Annotated in this window: 20 protein-coding genes; 3 read left to right on the top strand and 17 right to left on the bottom strand. The window is 73.8% G+C overall.

What is annotated here, in order from left to right:
- Positions 1 to 6: 6 nt before the first annotated feature.
- The 15 genes from IG05_RS0129180 to IG05_RS0129110 all read right to left on the bottom strand — a co-directional run bounded on the left by IG05_RS0129180 (position 7) and on the right by IG05_RS0129110 (position 13735).
- Positions 7 to 804: a rhamnogalacturonan acetylesterase gene (locus tag IG05_RS0129180; RefSeq protein WP_030347015.1), complete on the bottom strand. Its 798-nt coding sequence runs from the start codon at positions 802 to 804 to the stop codon at positions 7 to 9.
- A gap of 16 nt (positions 805 to 820) precedes the next feature.
- Entirely contained in the window at positions 821 to 2164 is a 1344-nt protein-coding gene (locus tag IG05_RS0129175; RefSeq protein ID WP_030347014.1) for an ABC transporter substrate-binding protein, read from the bottom strand.
- A 104-nt stretch (positions 2165 to 2268) separates the two neighbouring features.
- Positions 2269 to 3786 carry a glycoside hydrolase 43 family protein gene (locus IG05_RS0129170; RefSeq protein ID WP_030347013.1) on the bottom strand — a complete coding sequence of 506 codons (1518 nt, stop codon included), beginning with the start codon at positions 3784 to 3786 and terminating at the stop codon, positions 2269 to 2271.
- On the bottom strand, positions 3783 to 4664 hold the full coding sequence (locus IG05_RS0129165; protein ID WP_030347012.1) for a PmoA family protein: 882 nt from the start codon (positions 4662 to 4664) through the stop codon (positions 3783 to 3785). The genes IG05_RS0129170 and IG05_RS0129165 overlap by 4 nt, the downstream gene beginning before the upstream one ends.
- Positions 4661 to 5803: a Gfo/Idh/MocA family protein gene (locus tag IG05_RS0129160; RefSeq protein WP_030347011.1), complete on the bottom strand. Its 1143-nt coding sequence runs from the start codon at positions 5801 to 5803 to the stop codon at positions 4661 to 4663. The genes IG05_RS0129165 and IG05_RS0129160 overlap by 4 nt, the downstream gene beginning before the upstream one ends.
- The gene (locus tag IG05_RS0129155; protein WP_030347010.1) at positions 5800 to 6684 is read right to left on the bottom strand and encodes a carbohydrate ABC transporter permease; all 885 of its coding nucleotides are present in this window, start codon (positions 6682 to 6684) and stop codon (positions 5800 to 5802) included. Before IG05_RS0129155 ends, IG05_RS0129160 begins: the two co-directional genes overlap by 4 nt.
- Entirely contained in the window at positions 6681 to 7616 is a 936-nt protein-coding gene (locus IG05_RS0129150; RefSeq protein ID WP_030347009.1) for a carbohydrate ABC transporter permease, read from the bottom strand. Before IG05_RS0129150 ends, IG05_RS0129155 begins: the two co-directional genes overlap by 4 nt.
- A gap of 94 nt (positions 7617 to 7710) precedes the next feature.
- Positions 7711 to 9444, bottom strand: a complete 1734-nt coding sequence (gene araD, locus IG05_RS0129145) for an L-arabinonate dehydratase (protein ID WP_030347008.1) — start codon at positions 9442 to 9444, stop codon at positions 7711 to 7713.
- Entirely contained in the window at positions 9441 to 10352 is a 912-nt protein-coding gene (locus IG05_RS0129140) for a dihydrodipicolinate synthase family protein (RefSeq protein ID WP_030347007.1), read from the bottom strand. Before IG05_RS0129140 ends, araD begins: the two co-directional genes overlap by 4 nt.
- Complete coding sequence (locus IG05_RS0129135; RefSeq protein WP_030347006.1) at positions 10349 to 11005, bottom strand: GntR family transcriptional regulator; 657 nt, start codon at positions 11003 to 11005, stop codon at positions 10349 to 10351. The genes IG05_RS0129140 and IG05_RS0129135 overlap by 4 nt, the downstream gene beginning before the upstream one ends.
- Positions 11006 to 11137: 132 nt before the next feature.
- Complete coding sequence (locus IG05_RS0129130; RefSeq protein WP_030347005.1) at positions 11138 to 11890, bottom strand: MBL fold metallo-hydrolase; 753 nt, start codon at positions 11888 to 11890, stop codon at positions 11138 to 11140.
- A gap of 58 nt (positions 11891 to 11948) precedes the next feature.
- Positions 11949 to 12236, bottom strand: a complete 288-nt coding sequence (locus IG05_RS0129125; protein WP_030347004.1) for a hypothetical protein — start codon at positions 12234 to 12236, stop codon at positions 11949 to 11951.
- A gap of 38 nt (positions 12237 to 12274) precedes the next feature.
- The gene (locus IG05_RS0129120) at positions 12275 to 12580 is read right to left on the bottom strand and encodes a hypothetical protein (protein ID WP_030347003.1); all 306 of its coding nucleotides are present in this window, start codon (positions 12578 to 12580) and stop codon (positions 12275 to 12277) included.
- 96 nt (positions 12581 to 12676) lie between these two features.
- The gene (locus IG05_RS0129115) at positions 12677 to 13285 is read right to left on the bottom strand and encodes a TIGR03086 family metal-binding protein (RefSeq protein ID WP_030347002.1); all 609 of its coding nucleotides are present in this window, start codon (positions 13283 to 13285) and stop codon (positions 12677 to 12679) included.
- A gap of 3 nt (positions 13286 to 13288) precedes the next feature.
- A complete protein-coding gene (locus tag IG05_RS0129110) occupies positions 13289 to 13735 on the bottom strand; it encodes a DUF6010 family protein (RefSeq protein ID WP_030347001.1) in 447 nt (148 codons plus the stop codon).
- Positions 13736 to 13878: 143 nt separating this feature from the next.
- On the opposite strand from IG05_RS0129110, the gene IG05_RS0129105 reads away from it, so the two are divergent.
- Positions 13879 to 15111 (top strand): MFS transporter, encoded by a 1233-nt coding sequence (locus IG05_RS0129105; protein WP_030347000.1) that lies wholly within the window; start codon positions 13879 to 13881, stop codon positions 15109 to 15111.
- Here the strand turns inward: IG05_RS0129105 and IG05_RS0129100 are convergent.
- A complete protein-coding gene (locus IG05_RS0129100) occupies positions 15048 to 16211 on the bottom strand; it encodes a hypothetical protein (protein WP_030346999.1) in 1164 nt (387 codons plus the stop codon). The genes IG05_RS0129105 and IG05_RS0129100 overlap by 64 nt on opposite strands.
- Positions 16208 to 17149 (bottom strand): 5-dehydro-4-deoxyglucarate dehydratase, encoded by a 942-nt coding sequence (locus tag IG05_RS0129095; RefSeq protein WP_030346998.1) that lies wholly within the window; start codon positions 17147 to 17149, stop codon positions 16208 to 16210. The genes IG05_RS0129100 and IG05_RS0129095 overlap by 4 nt, the downstream gene beginning before the upstream one ends.
- Positions 17150 to 17375: 226 nt before the next feature.
- Between IG05_RS0129095 and IG05_RS0129090 the strand changes: the two genes are divergently transcribed.
- The gene (locus IG05_RS0129090; RefSeq protein ID WP_030346997.1) at positions 17376 to 18185 is read left to right on the top strand and encodes an NAD-dependent epimerase/dehydratase family protein; all 810 of its coding nucleotides are present in this window, start codon (positions 17376 to 17378) and stop codon (positions 18183 to 18185) included.
- A gap of 273 nt (positions 18186 to 18458) precedes the next feature.
- Positions 18459 to 19229, top strand: coding sequence for a DeoR/GlpR family DNA-binding transcription regulator (locus IG05_RS0129085; RefSeq protein ID WP_030346996.1), 771 nt, complete (start codon positions 18459 to 18461; stop codon positions 19227 to 19229).
- Positions 19230 to 19291: the final 62 nt, after the last annotated feature.

Genomic DNA, 19291 nt, shown 5'->3' with positions numbered 1-19291 from the left:
CGAAGCTCAGGGTGCGGGTGCGGGTGCGGGTGCGGGTGCGGGCGGCCAGGTGATCCAGGACGCCGGGACGTCCTCGTGCAGCCGTACGACGCCGGACCGGGCCAGCACCCGGGTGCGCAGCAGCTCCTGCGCCACCAGCCGGGCCACGGCGATGGCGCCCGGCGGGTTGAAGTGGGTGTTGTCCTGCTCGGTGGCGGTCCAGTTGAAGTAGGTCTTCGTCTCCTCCGCCCCGAGCCGCTGCCACAGCGCGAGCGACAGCGCCTGGACGTCGAGCAGCGGCACCCTCTCCTCCCCGGCCAGGGCCCGCATGGCCGCCGGGTAGTCGCCGTGGGTCGGCTGGGCGTTGCCGTCGGCGTCGAACCTGCGGCGCTCCACCGGGGTGGCGAGGACGGGCCGGGCGCCGCGGGACCGGGCCCCGTCGACGTACCGCCGCAGATACTGCCGGTACGTCGTCCACGGCTCGGTGTACCGGGCGGGGTCGGTGGCCTTCTCGTCGTTGTGCGCGAACTGGACGATCAGGACGTCGCCGGTGCGGATCCCGGCGAGGATCGCGTCGAGCCGGCCTTCGTCGACGAAGCTCTTCGAACTCCGGCCGTTCACCGCGTGGTTGGCGACTTCCACCTCCTTGCGGAGGAAGAACGGAAGCGCCATGGCCCAGCCCGTCTCGGGAGCGGCGTCGGCGTACTTCTGGGCGGCGGTGGAATCACCGGCGATGTGGAGCGTGCGGGAGGTGCGAGGGGAACGCCCGGCGAGCGGAACGGCGGCGAGTGCGGCGGACGTGACCTGTCTGCGCGTGAGGGACACAACCCGTGCCTTTCGACTAGTGGTTCTTCTTCCAGTCGGCCTGCGCCTTGTTCAGCTGGTCGGCCAGGATGTCCAGGAACTCCTTCGCGCTCATCTTCCCGAGCAGCACCTTCTGGAAGTTCGGCTCGTTGTCCGCCTTGGAGATCGTGTTCCAGTCGGGCAGGTAGTACGGCAGCTGCACGATCTTCGTGTCGCTCCCGTTCAGCGCCTCGGCCGCCAGCTTCGTCGGCTCGGCCTGCCGGATCCACGTGTCCCGGGCCGCGTCGGTGTTCGCCGGGACCTGCCCGGCGGACCGGTTGAACTTGGAGTTCTCCTTGGCGGAGACGGCGAACTCGATGAACTTCCAGGCGGCCGCCTTGTTCTTGCTGGACTTGAACAGGCTGAGCCCGTCCACCGGGTTGGAGACCTGCACCCGGGTGCCGTCGTCCAGCGTGGGGTTCGGAACCCCCCGGAACCTGTCCTTGCCCAGCGCCTTCAGATGGTCCTGGTACGAGCCCAGGTTGTGGCTCAGCATGCCGATCGTGCCGCTGTCCCACTGGGCGACCATCTTGGTGAAGTCGTTGTTCACGTCGGCGGACGGGGTGTCCTTCTTGTAGAGCGCGACGTACTTCTCCAGGGCGGCCACGTTCCTGGGGTCGTTCACGGTGGTCTTGTCGCCGTTCCAGAACGAGGTGATCCCGGTCTGGCCGTACACCGCGTCGAGGGCCGGCGCGATGGCGCCCTCGCCGCCGCGGATGGTGAAGCCGAACTGGTTCTTCCCCTTGTCCGTGAGCTTGCCGGCGGCCTCGTAGAACTTCGACCAGGTGGTCGGCGCGTCCAGGCCGGCCTTCTCGAACAGGTCGGTCCGGTACCACAGCGTGCCGTTGTTGGCGGAGGTCGGCACCTGGTACAGCGCGCCCCCGCCGCCCGCCGCCTTGCTGACGTCGATCAGGTTCCGGCTCAGCTTCCCGTTCAGCGGGCTCTTCTCCAGCCGGCTGTCCAGCGGTTCCAGCGCGCCCTGGACCGCGACCTCGGCGAGCATCGCGGTGCCCACACCGCCGACGTCCGGCAGGCCGCCGCCCTGGATGGCGGTGTCGTACTTGGACTGGGCGCCGGCCGCCGGGATGCCGACGTACTTGACCTTGATGTCCGGGTGCTCGTTCTCGAAGTCGGCGATGATCTGCTTCCAGATGTCGGTGCGGACACCGCCGTTGTTGTCCCAGAAGGTGATCGTGCCCTTGCCGGACCCCTCGTTCCCCTTCTCCCCCGCGCCGCCGCTGCCGTCGTCGCCGCAGGCGGTGGCGGTCAGCGCGAGGACGGAGCCCAGGGCGACGGCCAGGGCGGCGCGCCTGCTTCTGCGGTTGCGGATGCTGCTTGTCATGGTCGGCTCTCTTCTTGTGATTCCAACGGTGATGCGGCTGTGGGGGGAAGACTTCGGCGACCGGTGCGCTGCCGCGGGCCGGGGAGGTGCCCGGGGCCCGGGTGCTACCGGTCCGGTGGCGTCGGGGGTGTGATCCGGAACCGGGTGAACGTGGCGGACCCCGCGGAGCCCGGTCCCCGGGGCGCGACGGCGAACAGGCCGAGCAGGGCGCCGACCCAGCGCCAGGGCGTGGCCGCGAAGACGGGCCCGGACGGACGCAGGCCGTCACCGACGTCGTAGCGGAAACGGCAGCGGGCCCCGGCGCCGGCGTCGATCCGCAGCCGTGCCCGTCCCCCGGGGGCCGGGCAGGCCGGCCCGGCGTCGCGCTCCCGGTCGGCGGCGGCCTCCGCGAACCGGTGCACGAGCCGGACCGTGCCGTCGGCCCCGCGCTCCAGACCGATCCACGAGAAGGCGTCCCCGAGCACCACGAGTCCGGCCCGCGCGCCCGGCTCGGTGCCGTCCAGCCGCAGCTCGACCTCGACCGTGCTCGGCCGGCCGGGCAGCCGCTGGGTGAGGACGTTCGGCAGCTTCCGCGGGTCGTGGGCGTCGGCCGAGCGGACGCAGGTCAGCCGCAGTCCGTCGCCGGAGTGCTGGGTGGCCCAGCCGTCGCCCGGGTTGGCGGTCCACTGCCACTGCCGGCCGTACCGGCCGCCGGGGAAGTCGTCGTCGGTGGCGGGCGCGGCGGGCGGCTGCGGCGGGAGGTCCGGCCGGCGGTGCACGGCGACGGGCGTGCCCGCGTCGCCGAGGACCGGCCAGCCGTCGCCGCCCCAGCGCATCGGCTGGAGGTGGACGACCCGGCCGTAGGCGCCGCGCTGCTGGAAGTGCAGGAACCAGTCCTCGCCGGCCGCGGTGCGCACCCAGCCGCCCTGGTGCGGCCCGTTGACGTCGGTGTCCCCCTGCTCCAGGACGATCCGTTCCTCGTACGGGCCGAAGAAGCCGCGCGAGCGGAACGCCCCCTGCCAGCCGGTCTCCACTCCCCCGGCGGGCGCGAGGATCCAGAACCAGCCGTCGTGCCGGTAGAGCTTGGGACCTTCCAGGGTGAACCAGCCGGGGATGCGGTCCCCGTCGACGATCACCTTGCCCTCGTCGAGCAGCGAGGTGCCGTCGGGGTGCATCCGGTGGCCGGTGAGGCGGTTCTTGACGCCGGAGCGGGACTTGGCCCAGGCGTGCACGAGGTAGGCCTCGCCGTTCTCGTCGTCCCACAGCGGGCACGGGTCGATCAGGCCCCGGCCCGCCTTCACCAGGTGCGGGCTGGTCCAGGGGCCCCTGATCTCGGGCGCGTTGACCTGGAAGATCCCGTGGTCCGGATCGCCCCAGAAGATCCAGAAGCGGTCGTCGTGGTGCCGGACGGACGGCGCCCAGACCCCGCGGTCGTGCCGGGGCCGGGCGAACTCCTGCTCCGGTTCCAGGCGTTCCAGGGCGTGGCCGACGAGCGTCCAGTCGACCAGGTTCCGCGAGTGCAGCAGGGGCAGTCCGGGGGCGCGGCCGAAGCTGGAGGCGGTGAGGTAGAAGTCGTCGCCGACGCGGACGACGTCGGGGTCGGACCAGTCGGCGTCCAGGACCGGGTTGGTGTAGGTGTTCACTGGGCCACCGCCTTGCGGACCAGCGCCGCGGCCTCGTCGCGGGACAGGGCGCCGTCGGCGACGACCGTGACGATCCGGCGTACGAGGGTCCCGCCCGGCGCGACGGCCGGCCGCCGGGAGTGCGCCAGACAGGACCCCACTCCCGGGTACTCGGCGGCCCGGACGAACCACGGGTCCCGGCGGGTGTCCTCGGTGGCCCCGGCGAAGACCAGTGTCCAGCCTCCCCCGCTCCCGGCTCCGCCCGGCCGCGGGGACCCCGGTCCGGCCAGCGCGAGCCAGTCGGCGCGGGTGCCGTGCACCGCGGCCTCGCCGTCCCGGTCGGCGGTGAACACCCGCGGTGCGGCGGCCTCCTTGCGGGGCCGCCAGAAGAAGCCGCCGTAGGCCGCGCCGGGCCGGCCGTTGGTGGCGGGGCTGCCGATCGACAGGGGCGCCGGGGTGACGTTGGTGAGGGAGAAGGTGAAGTCCAGCGCCCAGGCCCGGCCGGTGAGTCCGGTGGCCGCGACGGTACGGCGTTCGCGCAGCAGCTCGGTGCCGGCGGCGACCCAGCGCAGCTCCTCCACGAAGCCGTCGGGGTCGCGGAGCTGGAAGCCGGTGTGCCGCTGGGTGCCGTGGTTGTCGAGTTCGGTGGGACCCCGGTCCCGGACGAAGGTCCGGCCGCCCCAGAAGTTGTGCCCCTCGACGTCGGGAACGGCGACACCGACGCCGAGGTGGTGTGCGTGGTCGGCGGGGCTCACTTCGGTGACCGCCGTGCCGGCCAGGGTGGTGACGGGGTGCAGGTAGGGGCGCGGGGCGAGCCGGGCGGGCAGTCCGGGCCGGGTGACGTAGCGGCCGACCGGGCGGCCCGCGACCCGCAGGACCAGGGTGTCGGAGGACGTCATCGGGTGCTCACCTCGTTCGGCGGGGCCCAGGGGGCGCCCAGTTCGGAGTAGAGGGCGAGGGTGTCGGCGGACGCGGCGACCAGGCCGTCGACGCCGGGCACGATCCGGCGGTGCTCGGCGGGCAGCAGCCGCCAGGCGTGCTCGGGCAGCGGCGCCGGGTCGGGGGCGGTCCGCACGGCCTCGACGACCCGCATGAAGGCGCCGGTCTCGTCCGGCGGGACCAGCAGCGCGGTGCCGCCGTCGAGGTGGCCGACGAGGTTCTCCAACAGGTCGGTGCGGCCGTACTCGGTCTCCTCCGGGCCGTGGCCGGTGCGCTGGAGCAGCACCCGGTCCTGCTTGTACCAGAAGGTGATCCGGCCGCTGCTGCCGTGCACCACCAGGTAGGGCTCGCCGGGGTGTTCGGCGCACAGGGTGGCCGCGACGGTGACCGGTCCGTGCGGGGTGCGGACGCGGACGCAGGAGGTGTCGTCGGACTCGATGGCGTTGGCGCGCAGCAGCTCGGTCTCGATGCCGGTGACGTCCTCGGCGCGGGTGGTGCCGAGCAGTGCGAGACCGGTGGCGACGGCGTGGGCGAGGGGGTTGGTGAGGACCCCGTCGACCACGTCGGCGCCGTTCAGCCGGCGCCGTCCCGCCCAGGGTGCCCGCCGGTAGTAGGCCTCGTCGCGGGCCCAGGCCCCGGCCCCGCCGACCCCGGTGACCTCGCCGATCGCGCCCTCGGCGACGAGCCGCCGGATCGCGGGCAGCGCGTGCGAGCCGAGCGACTGGAAGCCGATCTGGCAGGCCACCCCGGCCCGCGCGACGCCGTCGGCCATGCGGCGGAACTCGGCGTAGGAGGGCGCGGGCGGCTTCTCCAGCAGCAGGTGCACCCCGCGCGCGGCGGCGGTGAGGGCCAGGTCGGTGTGGGTGGGGATCGGTGTGCAGACGACGGCGATCGCCGCGCCGGTGGCGTCCAGGAGCGCGCCGAGGTCGGCGGACTGCGCGGGCGTGCCGAGTCCGTCGGGGATCTCCGCCCCGGTCAGCGGGGTCACTTCGCAGATCCCGGCCAGCCGTACGAGCCCCGCGGCCTGGAGCCGGCGGATGTTGGCCAGGTGCCAGCGGCCGTGGCCGCGGGCGCCCGCCAGGACGACGGGCACGCTCATCCCTTCACCGCCCCCGCGCTGAACCCGGTGATCAGCCACTTCTGGATGAAGGCGAACACGATCACCACGGGTACGGCCGCGATGATGCCGCCGGCCGCGAGCGCGCCCAGGTCGACGCTGTCCGAGCTCATCAGCGTGTTGAGGCCGACCGGGATGGTCTGCTTGCTCTGGTCGGACAGGAACATCAGGGCGAACAGGAAGTGGTTCCAGGCGTGCACGAAGGCGAAGGAGCCGACGGCGATGAGCCCGGGCCGCAGCAGCGGCAGCACGACGATCCGGAAGGCGGTGAACCGGTTGCACCCGTCCACCCAGGCGGCCTCCTCCAGGGAGTGCGGCACGTTCCGGATGAACCCGCTGATCAGGATCATCGACAGCGGCAGCTGGAAGACGGTCTCGGCGATGACGACGCTGCCGAGCGAGTTGATCATCGACAGCTTGGCGAAGATCTGGAACAGCGGCACCAGCAGCAGCGCGCCCGGCACGAACTGGGAGCACAGCAGGGCCAGCATGAAGCCGCGCTTGAGCCGGAAGTCGAAGCGGGCGAGCGCGTAGCCGCCGGCCAGGGCGACCACGGTGGTCAGCACCAGGGTGGCGAGACCGACGTAGACGCTGTTGGCGAAGTAGGTGCCGAAGCTGCGCTCGGTCCACACCTTCTCGAAGTGCTCGGAGGTCACCGGCCAGGGCACCAGCGAGGTGGAGCCGGCCGGGCGGAGCGCGAAGAGCAGGATCCAGTAGAACGGGATCAGGGTGAAGAGGAGGTAGACGGTCAGGGGGACGTAGATCTGCCAGCGCGGGACCTCGTCCCAGGCGCGGCGCCTGCCGCCGGGGCGGACGGGTTCGTCCGCGACCCGCTCGGGCGCGGGAGCGATCTCGGTGATCACTTGGAGTCGCCTCCGAACTTGCTCAGCCGCAGATAGACGATCGAGCAGAAGAGCAGGATCACGAACGCCACCGTGGTCAGCGCGGAGGCGTAGCCGAAGTTGTGGGCGTCGACGCTGGTGTTGGCGATGTAGAGGGGAAGGGTCGTGGTCTCCCCGGCGGGTCCGCCGCCCGTCAGCGTGTACAGCAGGTCGACGTTGTTGAACTCCCACACCGCGCGCAGCAGCGTGGACAGGACGATGGCGTCCTTCAGGTGGGGCAGGGTGATGTGCCAGAACTGCTTGAGCCGGCTCGCCCCGTCGACCTCGGCGGCCTCGTACAGGTCGCGGGAGACGGACTGGAGGTCGGCGAGGATGAGGATCGCGAAGAACGGCACCCCGCGCCACAGGTCGGCGACCACCGCGGCCGGGAACACGGTGGAGGTGTCCGACAGCCAGCTGGTGCCGTAGGAGCCCAGCCCCGCGTCCGCCAGGTAACGGGTGATGCCCGTCTGGGAGTTGTACAGCAGTACCCAGATCGCGGAGGTCAGTACGCCGGAGACGGCCCAGGGCGAGAAGACGAGCGCGCGGCCCAGTGCCCGCCCGGCGAAGGTCTGGTTGACGATGAGCGCCAGCGCCAGGCCGAAGAGCAGTTGCAGCCCGACCTCCACCACGACCCACTTGGCGCTGAAGGCCAGCGTGTCCCGGAACTGGGGGTCGTGGGCGAAGGCCTGGGTGAAGTTGCCGAGGCCCGCGAATCCGTTCCGCCACGGCTTGGTGGGGTTGTAGTTCTGCAGGCTGTAGTAGAAGACGCTGAGCACCGGGTAGGCGATGAAGCCCAGCATCAGCAGGGCCGCCGGGGCGATCAGCAGGTAGGGCAGCCTGCGCGGGGTCGCGGAGGCACGGCGCCGCCGGGGTGGCGCGGGCGGTTTCGCCACGGCTGCGGCTTGGGCCATGACTGTTCTCCGTTTCGCAGTGGGACACTTACCGGGAGTGCAGGAAGCGCTTGCTCCGTACACGTGCGTGAGGTGCGGTACCGCGGGGGTGGCGTCAGCCGGCGTACGGGTCCGCCACGGTGCCCGGGCGGGCCAGGAACGCGAAGTCGCAGCCGGTGTCGGCCTGGGTGATCTGCTCGTTGTAGAGGGCGCCGTAGCCGCGCTCGTACCGGGCGGGCGGCGGGGTCCACTCGGCCCGCCTGCGGTCCAGCTCCGCGTCGTCCACGTGGAGGTGGAGGCTGCGGGCCCCGACGTCCAGGGTGACGAGGTCCCCGGTGCGCACCAGTGCCAGCGGGCCGCCGACGTACGACTCCGGGGCGACGTGCAGGACGCAGGCGCCGTAACTCGTGCCGCTCATGCGGGCGTCGGAGATCCGGACCATGTCCCGCACGCCCTGCTTGAGCAGGTGGTCCGGGATCGGCAGCATGCCGTACTCGGGCATGCCCGGGCCGCCCTTGGGGCCGGCGTTGCGCAGCACCAGGACGTGGTCGGCGGTGATGCCGAGCGCCGGGTCGTTGATGGTGCGCTGCATGGTCCGGTAGTCGTCGAAGACGACGGCGGGGCCGGTGTGCTTGAGCAGGTGGGGCTCGGCGGCGATGTGCTTGATGACCGCGCCGTCCGGGCACAGGTTGCCGCGCAGTACGGCGACCCCGCCCTCGGCAGCGACCGGGTTGTCCCGGGTGCGGATGACGTCGTCGTGGTGCACCCGGGCGCCCCGGAGCTGCTCGCGCAGGGTGTCGTGCGACACCGTCGGCCGGTCCAGGTGGAGCAGGTCGGTGATCCGGGAGAGGAAGCCGGGCAGGCCGCCGGCGAAGTGGAAGTCCTCCATCAGGTACGTCCGGCCGCCGGGGCGGACGTTGGCGAGGACCGGGACCGTGCGGGCGATGCGGTCGAAGTCGTCCAGGGTGAGCCGGACGCCGGCCCGGCCGGCCATGGCGATCAGGTGGATCACGGCGTTGGTGGAGCCGCCGAGGCCGAGCACGGTGGTGACGGCGTCCTCGAAGGCCTCGGGGGTGAGGATGTCGGACAGCGTGCGGCCGCGGTGGACCAGTTCGACGGCGGTCATACCCGCCCGCGCCGCCATCCGGTCGTGCCCGGAGTCCACCGCCGGGATGCTGGAGGCGCCCGGCACGGTCACCCCGAGCGCCTCCGCCGCGGCGGTGAGCGTGGAGGCCGTCCCCATCGTCATGCAGTGGCCCGGCGAGCGGGCCAGGCCGCTCTCCAGCTCGGCCATCTCGCAGTCGCCGATGAGGCCGGCCCGCTTGTCGTCCCAGTACTTCCACATGTCGGTGCCGGAGCCGAGGACCTCGCCGCGCCAGTGACCGGGCAGCATGGGGCCGGCCGGCACGAAGACGGCGGGCAGGCCGGCGGAGGCGGCGCCCATCAGCAGCGCGGGGGTGGACTTGTCGCAGCCGCCCATCAGCACCGCGCCGTCGACCGGGTAGGAGCGCAGCAGCTCCTCGGTCTCCATGGCGAGCAGGTTGCGGTAGAGCATGGGGGTCGGCTTCTGGAAGGTCTCGCTCAGGGTGGAGACCGGGAACTCCAGCGGGAAGCCGCCCGCCTGCCACACCCCGCGCTTGACGGCCTGGGCGCGGTCGCGCAGGTGGACGTGGCAGGGGTTGATGTCGGACCAGGTGTTGAGGATCGCGATCACCGGCTTGCCGAGGTGCTCCTCGGGCAGGTAGCCGAGCTGGCGGGTGCGGGCGCGGTGACTGAACGAGCGGAGCCCGTCGGTGCCGTACCACTGGTGGCTGCGCAGGTCCTCGGGCTTCTTGCGGGGTGCGTTCATATGGACCACCCGGCGGCGATGGCGGCGACCTCGGCGCGCTCGTCCTCGGGCAGCGGCCTGCTCGGCGGCCGCACGTCCCGGCGGCACAGGCCGAGCGCGGCGAGGGCCTCCTTGACGACGGTGACGTTGTTGGCGTTGCCGTGCGCGGCGCGCAGGTCCTCGAAGCGGCGGATCTGCTCCCAGACCTTCATGGCGGCCGGGTAGTCGCCGGCGCGCAGTGCTTCGATCATGTTCAGCGAGACGGCCGGGGCGACGTTCACGAGTCCGGAGGTGAAGCCGGTGGCGCCGGCGGAGAAGTAGGAGGGTGCGTACGGCTCGGCGAGGCCGGCCACCCAGACGAAGCGCTCCAGACCCGCGTCCCGGGCGAAGGCGGCGAACCGGGCGGCGTCCGGGACGGCGTACTTGACGCCGATGACGTTCGGGCAGTGGTCGGCGAGTTCGGCGAGCCGGGCGCCGGGCAGCTGGGCGTTGCGCAGGTAGGGCACCACGCCCAGGCCGGGGACGGCCTCGGCGATGGCGCGGTGGTAGTCGACCCAGCCGGCCGCCGAGACGTACGGGTGCACCGGCTGGTGGACCATGACCATGGCGGCGCCGAGGTCGCGGGCGTGCCGGGCGGAGGCGATCGCGGTGGGCAGGTCGTGCCCGACGCCGACCAGCAGCGTGGCGCGGTCGCCGGCCTCGTCGGCGGCCAGCTCGGTGACGAGGCGGCGCTCCTCGGGGGTGAGGGCGTAGAACTCGCCGGTGTTGCCGTTGGGGGTCAGGGTGGTGATCCCGCCGTCGAGCACGCGACGCAGCAGGGCCCGGTGGGCGTCCCTGTCGACGGAGCCGTCCTCGGCGAAGGGGGTCACCGGGATGGCCACCACGTCGGCCAGGGCCGCCCGTTGGGTCTCGAACGTCACGCTGCTCATTTCTGACCTTCCTCTGCGAGGGGCTCGGGGAACGCACGGCGTACGAAGGACGCGATGTGGTCGCGCAGGGCGTGCGCGGCGCCGTCCGCGTCGCCGTCCAGGGCGAGCCGCAGGATCTCCCGGTGCTCGGCGGCCTCCCGGTCCCAGGAGGGGTCGGCGGACCAGGCGACGGCGGAGACGAGGGCGGCCTGGTCGCGGACCTCGTCCAGCATCCGGCCGAGCAGCGGGTTGCCGCACGGCAGGTAGAGGGCGCGGTGGAACCCCCGGTTGGCGAGGGAGCGTTCGGCGGTGTCGGTGGCGGTGTCGGCGCGGGTGAGCGCGTCCCGGGCGGCGTCGAGGGAGGCGCCCCGGGCGACGGCCCGGCGCAGCGCCTCGGGTTCGAGCAGCAGTCGTACGTCGTAGACCTCGCGCGCCATGTCCGCGTCCACCATGCGCACCGTGACGCCCTTGTACTGGCTCATCACGACCAGCCCGGTCCCGGCGAGCGTCTTCAGCGCCTCCCGCACCGGGGTCTTGGACACCCCGAACTGCGCGGCCAGCTCCGTCTCGACCAGGGGCTGTCCGGGCGTCAGCTGCCCGGTGAGGATGCGGTGTTTGATCGCGTCGAGCACGTACTGCGTGCGGGACGGGATCGGGGTGGGCACAGAGGTCATGCGGCCCTCTCGGATCTCACATATCGCGTCTCATATATGACGTACGAAGTACGACGCGATGACGGTAGGAGGGGGCCCGGGTTTCGTCAATGCTTCTTGCAAAAGGAACCCGAAGACGAAGGCGGGGCGCCCTCAGACGCTGTGGATGTCGCCCTCGACCGCGGTGAACGTGGGCCGGCCGGACGCGGCGGCGGCCCGGGCGGTGGCCGACTCCCGGGTGAGCGTGGGGCCGACGTGGGTGACGAGCAGCTCCCGCACCCGTGCCGCCCGGGCGACGCGGCCGGCGTCCTCCGGTGTCAGGTGCACCTGTTCGCCGTCGCGATGGGCGTCGATGTCGGCCTCGCACAGGAACAGGTCGGCTCCGGCCGCGAGTTCGCCGAGTGCGGGGCAGGGGCCGCTGTCCCCCGAGTACGCGACCACACTGCCCTGGCACTCCGCGCGCAGCCCGTACGCCTCGGTGCCGTGGGCGACGGCGCGGGCGCTCAGGCGGAGGTTCCAGTGCCGCACGTCATGGCCGTCGTACAGGTCGCGGAAGTCGAGGACGCTCTTCAGGAAGTCGACGTCCGGCCGCCCGAGGAAGCCGGCCAGCCGGCGGGCGCAGCCCGGCGGCGCGTACACCGGGACCGGTGCGGGCGGGGCCATCCCGCCGAAGGCGAAGGCGTAGGCGGCGGCGAGGAGGTCGGCGCTGTGATCGGCGTGCAGATGGGAGATCCAGATCGCGGCGAGCCGCGCCGGGTCCGTGTGCCGTTGCAACGCGGCGAACGTGCCGGGCCCCGCGTCCACCCACACCTCGGCGCCCGCGCCGGACAGCAGGTACCCGGAGCACGGCCGGTCGGGTCCCGGGTGGGGCGAGGCGGTACCGAGGACGGTGAGGCTGAGCGGCATGGCCCCGAGGGTACGCCGCCCCGCCCGGGCCGCCCGGACCGCCCGGCCGCGGCGGGGTTCAGACCTCCATCACCGCGTCGCAGTCCGGGCACACCACGGAAGCGTACTCGTCGGGGTACCAGGGCTCCCCGGGGCGCCCGGACGGTGTCCGGCGCGCTCTGGCCATGGCGAAGGTGTCCTTGCCGCACAGGGTCCGCGGGCCGACGGTGTCGGCCTGGCCGGGGGCCGCGGGCGCCGCGTGCACCCTGCGGGGGAGCCGTCCGGCGCCGGGCGGCCCGGCCGCGGGGGCGGGTGCGGGTGCGGCCGCCGGCTGTTCCAGCTCGTACACGACGACGATCGCGCTCATGTCTCCACCGTAGGCACGCAGGTCCGGGCCGGCCGCGGTCAGCCGCGGGCGGTGCTGGGCAGGGTGAGTTCGCGGCCCCGGTAGAAGCCCTCGCGCTCCTCGGCGACGTACGGGGCCATGGCCTCCCGCCGCTGCGCCTCCGACGGGGAGTCCCGCCACGCGTCGCACGACTCCCGGGAGTCCCAGAACGACACCCCGGTGATCTCCTGTCCGTCCTCGGACCAGTACGCGTAGGCCCGGTGCAGGCCCTGCGGTGCGGGCTCCGGGCGCCACGCACTCTCGAAGTCCTCCAGCGTGCCCGGCTGAAGGCGGCGCGTCGTCACCCACACGTAGTGCTCCTGCATGGCGGCTTCCTCCGTACCCGTCGTTCGGCGTGCCCCCTCCCAGGGTCACCGTAGGCCCGGTGCGCCGCTTCCGCCGCCCGGCGGCCGCCGGGCGGCTCAGGCTCCGGCCGCCCGCGGGGCGGCCTGCGGCGACCACGCCGGGTCCCGGCCGCTCAAGCCCACCGCGCGGTCCAGCAGCGGCGCGTCCGCGGGGACCGGGACGGCGGGGCCGAAGATGCCGCCGCCGCGGGTGGGGTCGCCGGCCGCGGCCCGCAGGAAGACGAGGGCCGAGTCGAGGGCGGCCGGGTCGGGGGTGTAGGCCTGGCCGGTGGCGCGGGCCAGGTCCCAGGCGTGGATCACCAGCTCGTCGGCGACGACGGCACCGGCGACCGCGCCCGGCAGGTCCACCCCGCCGGCGCGGGTCCCGCCGGTCCAGGCGGCCGGGTCGCGCCAGGCCGCGGCCAGCTCCTCCAGCGCCTCGGGCAGCCGTTCGCGCCAGCCGGGGCCGATGTCCGGCAGGGCGGCGTCCGGGCCGGTGTCGGTCGTCGGACCGAGGTCCTTGCGGGCGGCGTCCCGGAAGGCCACGGACAGCATCAGCAGATGGCCCAGCAGGTGGCGCACCCCGAGGTCCGGGCACGGTGTGGCGGCGGTCAGCTGCTCGTCGGTCACGGACGCGGCGAGCCGCGCCACGATCCGGGTCTGGGGGCCCAGGTCCACCATGGTCATGTCCTACTCCTTCACGGTCGTGCCTGCCGTTCGCAGGGGTGACCGGCCGGCGCCCGCAAACTCATCGGTGCCGCGCCGCCGCTCCCACGGCCGGCGGCCGCCCGCGAGGCACCACACGGCGATCACCGGGTCGCACAGCGCGCACCCGAACGAGGAGTCGTGCGCGAACGGGACGATCGGGTGGCCCTTGAGGTGGTGGACGACGTCCCACGCGGTGTGCAGCAGCCAGCCGACGCCGATGAACGTCCAGGAGTCCAGGCCCTTGTAGGCCACCCAGGTGGCCACCGCGGTGAACGCGAACTCCCAGCCGCCGAGCCCGCCGCCGCTCAGGTAGGCGGCCCCGGCGCCGGCGACCATGATCGCGTTCACCCGGCGCCGGTGGGGTTCGGGGAGCAGGGACATGAGGGTGACGTAGAGCAGGCCTATGAGAAGGGGGGCGGTGTAGCGCATGTGGTCGACGGTAGGTTTCCGTCTCCCGGCGTCCCAGGGGCGTCCCTGCCAGGTTCCGACGGATTGTCGCCGCCGTGCCGCACCCGGAACCCGGGCATCCTCCCGATCCCGGGACCCCCGCCTTAGTCCCACGATGACCGGGCATGACGACTTCCCCGACCGTGTTCCGCGTGCTGCGCGACCGCAACGCGGGCCTGTACCTCACCGCCCTGGTGGTGTCCGGCTTCGGCACCTCCTCGCTGTGGCTGGCGTCGGGCGTGTGGGTCAAGGACCTCACGGGGTCCGACGGCCTGGCCGCCCTGTCCATGCTGGCGATGTGGGCGCCCACCCTGGCCGGCCCCGCCCTGGGCACCCTCGCCGACCGGCACCGCCGCAAGCCCCTGCTCATCGCCCTGAACCTGGGTCTCGCCGCGCTGCTCCCCGTCCTCTTCACCGTCGGCTCCCCCGGCCGCCTGTGGCTGCTGTTCGCCGTGCTGTTCCTGTACGGCGCCGCCGGTGCCGTGTCCGACGCCGCCGAGTCGGCGCTGGTCACCGCCGTGGTCGGCCCGGACCTGCTGGGTGACGTCAACGGGCTGCGGATGGCCTTGACGGAGGGCATGAAGCTCGTCGCCCCGCTGACCGGCGCGGGCCTCTACACGGTCTGCGGCGGCCCGGCCGTGGCCTGCCTGGACGCGGTCACCTTCCTGCTCGCGGCCGGGTTGTGCGGCCTGCTGCGGGTGCGCGAGGAGCGGCCCGCCCGGCCGGGCGGGAACCGGCGGCGGCAGACCGCGGAGGGGGTCCGGCACCTGTGGGGCCATCCCGTGCTGCGCCCGCTGGTCGCGGCGGGCGGTACGACCATGCTGCTGAGCGGGCTGGCCGGCACGACGGTGTACGCCGTGGCCGGCCGCCTCGGCCACTCCCCCGCCTACACGGGCGTGCTGTACGCCGCCCAGGGTGCCGGCTCGGTGACCGCCGGGCTGCTCGCCGGGCCGGCGCTGCGGCGGCTGGGCGCCCGGCGGTTCGCGGCGGCCGGGATCGCGCTGACGGGGGCCGCGGTGGTGGCACGGGCGGTGCCGTGGGACCCGGTGGCGCTGGCCACCGGCGTGGCGTGCGGCCTCGGCCTGCCCTGTGTGCTGATCGCCGCGCTCACCGCGGTGCAGCAGGAGACCCCCGGCCCGCTGCTCGGCCGGGCGACGGCCACCGCGAACACGCTGGTCTTCGCGCCGACCGCGCTCGGCCTCGGCGCCGGGGCCGGCCTGGTCGAACTGGCCGGCCCCGCAGTGCTGCTGCCGCTGTACGGCGTGGCGCTGCTGCTGACGGCGCTGCCGCTGCTTCAGCGCGCGGCGAGCGCCTCCCGGACCGAGGCGAGGTCCTCGTCGGACGCCAACCCGGCGTGATATAGCCGCAGTTCCGTCGCGCCGTCGGCCCGCGCGCGTGCCGCGTCCGCCGTGAGCGTGCCGGGGCTGCCGCCCATGCCGGAGACGACCGTGAGGTTGGCGGCGAGCACCGTCCCCTCCCGGGCCTGTCCGGCGAACGGCGCCAGCAGGGCCGTACCGCCGGTGCAGGGCACCACCACGCCGTCGGCGACGGACAGGACGTGGGCCGGGTCGACGCCCGCGTTGGCGCCGCAGTGGTAGGAGACGGGGTCGGCGTGCAGCAGGACCTGGAAGCCGTCCGGGGCGGCGGCGCGTACGGCGGCGACGGCCTCCTCCTGGAGGGTGCGGGCGGTGGTGTCGCGCCACGCGCGCGTGGCGGCCGCGGTGTCCTCCCCCAGCAGCTTCTCCACCGTCGGCCAGCCCTCGTCGCCGCCGGCGCCCCGCCACAGCGGTTCCAGCGCCTCGCGCACGGCCGCGGCGAGCGCGTCGGCGTCCAGGCCCCGCGTGCCGTAGCCGGCCCGGCAGGACGGGCAGAAGCACAGGGACATCAGGTACTGCCCGGCGTCCCCGAGGCCGACGCCGGCCGTCTTGTCGTGGGCGTGCAGGTGCTGGAGCCCGTACCAGCCGAGGGACTCCAGTTCGGTGCCGTGCGCGCCGGGGCGTACGGCGGCCTCGGCGGCCAGGTCCACCAGGTAGGCGCGGGTGGCGGGCTGGGCGATGCAGGGCGCCCACGGGTAGCGGTCGCCGTAGGCGTTGACGACCGAGGTGTCCGGGTGCTCGGCGCCCAGGCGGGAGTTGTGGGCGAGGACGACCCAGGTGTGCACCTCCAGGCCGGCCGCGGCGAGCGCTTCGGCGGCCTCGCCGTAGGCGTCGCCGGGGGCCCAGCGGCCGGCGGGGTGGGGCCGCAGGCCGCGGCCCGCCCAGCGGTCGCCCGGCGGGTAGAGCACGGCCGCGTACTCGGCGGTGACGATGCGGTGGCGGGGGTGGCGCGGGGTCAGCGCGCGGGTGGAGTGGTAGGCGGCGGCGAGGGTGACCTGCTCGACGCCGAGTCCGGCGATGCGCGCGGAGGCCCCGGGGTCGCCGTTGACGTCCCAGGGGTAGACGAACGCCGATGCCTTCACGCGTCCTCCTCCAGCAGGGCGTAGCCGCGCTCGATCAGCCGGGCGAGCTGTTCGACGTGCTCCTCGGCCGGCTCGTGCAGCGGGGGCCGGACCTCGCCGACGTCCAGGCCGCGCAGCCGCACCCCGGCCTTGACCAGGGAGACGGCGTACCCGCGGCCCTGGGCGCGCAGTTCCACGAACGGGCGGTAGAAGCCGTCCAGGAGGCGGTGCGCGAGAGGCAGGTCGCCGGTCTCCAGGGCACGGTGGAAGGCGAGCGCGATCTCCGGCGCGAAGCAGAACACCGCCGAGGAGTACAGGGTGATGCCGAGGGCGCGGTAGGCGAGCTGGGTCTGCTCGGCGGTGGGCAGCCCGTTGAAGTACAGGAAGTCGCCGGGGACCTCGGTGCGGACGGCGCTGACGACGCGCTGCATGAGGTCGAGGTCGCCGAGGCCGTCCTTGAGGCCGATGACGCCCTCGGTGCGGGCCAGTTCGACCACGGTCCGCGGGGTGAAGACGGCGTTGTCGCGCTGGTAGACGATCACCGGCAGGCCGGTGGCCGCGGCGATCTTCCGGTAGTGCCGCAGCAGGCCCTCCTGCCCGGCCCGCACGAGGTACGGCGGCATGGCGAGGAGGCCGTCGGCGCCCGCGTCCGCGGCGAGGCGCGCGTAGCGGACGGCGAGCGCGGTACCGTAACCGGCGCCCGCGACGACCGGGACGCGCCCCTCGGCCGCCTCGACGGCCGCCCGGACCGAGGTCTCGAACTCCTCGGGCAGCAGCGCGTGGAACTCCCCGGTGCCGCAGCAGGCGAAGACGGCGGCGGCACCGGCCGCGACACCGCGGCGCACATGGGTGCGGTAGACGTCCGGGTCCAGTGAACCGTCGGGGCCGTAGGCCGTGACGGGGAAGAAGAGCGGCCCGCTCGGGTCGCGGAGCCGGGCGGCGAGAGGGGCTGGCGTCACGGGCGCTCCCTGTCGGTGCATGCTTCTGATCGGCGTCTATATCTCTGAACAACTTCACGCTACGGGCCGCCGTCGGAGCGGGTCAAGCGCGCGAACGGGCAACAGGGCAGCGGATTTCCGCGTGTCAGGGCACACTTGACGAGGCGCGCGGCGGCTCCCTAGCGTGTCCACGCATGTGAATGCTGTCCATGCACACGGCCGTCGAGGACCTCAAGGAGATCGAAGGATGCCCGCTCCCCGCACGATCCTGCTCACCGGTGCCGCCGGCGGGCTCGGCACCCTGATGCGGTCCCTGCTGCCGGAGTACGGCTACACGCTGCGCCTGTTCGACGTGCGGCCCGTCGAGGGCGAGCCGGACGCGATCGTCGCCGACCTCGGCGACCGGGAGGCGGTGCGCGAGGCCGTACGGGGCGTGGACGCGGTCCTGCACCTGGCGGGGATCTCCCTGGAGGCACCCTTCGAGAAGATCCTGAAGTCCAACATCGAGGGCACCTACAACCTGTACGAGGCCGCCCGCCAGGAGGGCGTGCCGCGGATCGTCTTCGCCTCCTCCAACCACGCCGTGGGTTTCACCCCGGCCCCGCGCGCGGGCGAGCCGCCGATCCCCGTCGACACCCCGCGCCGCCCGGACACCTTCTACGGATTGTCGAAGTCGTTCGGCGAGGACCTGGCCCAGCTCTACTGGGACAAGCACGGCCTGGAGACCGTCTCCGTGCGCATCGGCTCCTGCTTCCCGGAGCCCACCAGCGTCCGCATGCTCTCGGTGTGGATGAGCCCGGCCGACGGCGCCCGCCTCTTCCACGCGGCCCTGACCGCCGAAGGGGTCGGCCACACGGTCGTCTACGGCTCCTCCGCCAACACCCGCCTGTGGTGGGACCTGAGCACCGCGCGGGCCCTGGGTTACGAGCCGCGGGACGACTCCGAGCCGTACGCCGCGAAGCTGATCGCCGAGCAGGGCGAGCTGGACCCGGACAACCCGGCCCACGGGCACCTCGGCGGGCACTTCGTCAACGACCCGCCCATCTGGCCCTACTGAGCCTCCCCGGGCCCCGGGCGGCTCCCGACGGCCGGAAACGACCGTCCACGCGCGCGGGCGGGCACCGAACGGGCCCGCCCGCCGCCGTGTCCGGGCATCCGCGGTGCCCGGTCCCACCCGGCCCCGGACGGCCGCGCAGGTCCGCGCCGGGCACGGCCCCCGCGAAGCGGGCACAAGCGGGCCCGCAACAGGCCTGGTCAGCGGCGCGCACCGGCGGTAGAACTTCCCCCATGGGCCCGAACGGGCAGTGCCACAGGGAAGCGGGTGACGCACATGACCACCAGGACGGCGGAGGAACGCCGGCGCGAGATCGTGCGGGCCGCCCGCGCCACCGGCTCGGTGGACGTCACCGCGCTCGCCGCCGCCCTGGACGTGGCCAAGGAGACCGTCCGGCGCGACCTGCGCGCCCTGGAGGACCACGGCCTGCTCCGCCGCACCCACGGCGGCGCCTACCCGGTGGAGAGCGCCGGCTTCGAGACGACGCTCGCCTTCCGCGCCACCAGCCACGTGCCCGAGAAGCGCCGGATCGCCGCCGCGGCGGCCGAGCTGCTCGGGGACGCCGAGACCGTCTTCGTCGACGAGGGCTTCACCCCGCAGCTCATCGCCGAGGCACTGCCCCGGGACCGGCCGCTGACCGTGGTCACCGCGTCCCTGCCGGTCGCCGGCGCCCTGGCGGAGGCCGACCACGTCTCCGTCCTCCTGCTCGGCGGCCGGATCCGCCCGGGCACCCTGGCCACCGTCGACCACTGGACGACGAAGATGCTGGCCGGGTTCGTGATCGACCTGGCCTACATCGGGGCCAACGGCATCACCCGCGAGCACGGCCTGACCACCCCCGACCCGGCCGTCGGCGAGGTCAAGGCGCAGGCCGTGCGGGCCGCCCGCCGCACGGTCTTCGCGGGGGTGCACACCAAGTTCGGCGCGGTCAGCTTCTGCCGGTTCGCCGAGCCCGGCGCGCTGGAGGCGATCGTGACCAGCACCCTGCTCCCGGCCGCCGAGGCCCACCGCTACTCCCTGCTGGGCCCGCAGGTCATCCGGGTCTGATCGTCCGACTCCCGCTTCTCCCCGGGGCGTTCCGCACCTCCGAGCGCCCCTTATGTCCCCTT

Source organism: Streptomyces sp. NRRL S-1022, assembly GCF_000720135.1.
Taxonomy (GTDB): domain Bacteria; phylum Actinomycetota; class Actinomycetes; order Streptomycetales; family Streptomycetaceae; genus Streptomyces.
This window is presented reverse-complemented; position numbering and strand designations above follow the sequence as displayed.